Origin of the sequence: Moraxella sp. E33BD (assembly GCF_041807865.1) — a bacterium.
Classification (GTDB): domain Bacteria; phylum Pseudomonadota; class Gammaproteobacteria; order Pseudomonadales; family Moraxellaceae; genus Moraxella; species Moraxella haemolytica.
The window spans coordinates 1-610 of the sequence record NZ_JBGTZD010000043.1 but is presented as its reverse complement, the minus strand read 5'-3'; the positions used below and the strand labels follow the sequence as shown (position 1 = coordinate 610).

Sequence of the window (610 nt, the reverse complement as noted above, 5' to 3'; positions counted from 1 at the left end):
GCTAATTTCCCAAAAATTACCTTTTCTTTGAGAAATTTCATAATCTTGGCAAATGTATTTGGCGGTCGTGCCATGCGGATCAGCCCAATAAAAGGGCGTAACGCCACCATGCTCATCAAGAAAATCTTTGATTGGCTTGATGACGGTCGCCCAGTCGCCAGTTTTGCTACCGCTCCAATCGGTGCGTTTATTGTTAATACCAAAACTCACACGCTGGGCATAGCCATCACCAAACTGCGTCTTACTGACCGCATGGCGAGTGCTGGCAGACGCTCCCATGTTCATTTTCCAAGTGAAGGTTTTCATGCTATCTCCCATAAAGTTCGCCTCCTTGACGGCGTGCTTGGATAAATCGTTGATTGACTTTGGCATCTACCGTGTCACTAATCATCTTGCCGATAGTAACCATCATGTCACCATTTGGCATTTGTTGTACATGAGCTTTTTCGCTGGTGTAATTGTTAATGATGACCTTCGTTTCACCTCGACCCTGCAAGCTGTTCAATTTATCATCTAAGGCTTTGGCGGTATGTTTAGGCAGTACTCGTTCGCCTTTTTCTAAGTTCCAAGTGCCTGATTTGGGGACGCTCATGATGCCGTCGTGGGCTTG

At 46.1% G+C, this 610-nt stretch carries 2 protein-coding genes; both read right to left on the bottom strand.

The window, feature by feature from the left end; translation table 11 throughout:
* The coding region (locus tag ACERC6_RS10290) for a phage tail protein (RefSeq protein ID WP_373628962.1) at window positions 1-306 on the bottom strand (306 nt) is incomplete at its 3' end.
* A gap of 1 nt (window position 307) precedes the next feature.
* On the bottom strand, window positions 308-610 hold a 303-nt coding region (locus tag ACERC6_RS10285; protein WP_373628961.1), incomplete at its 5' end, for a hypothetical protein.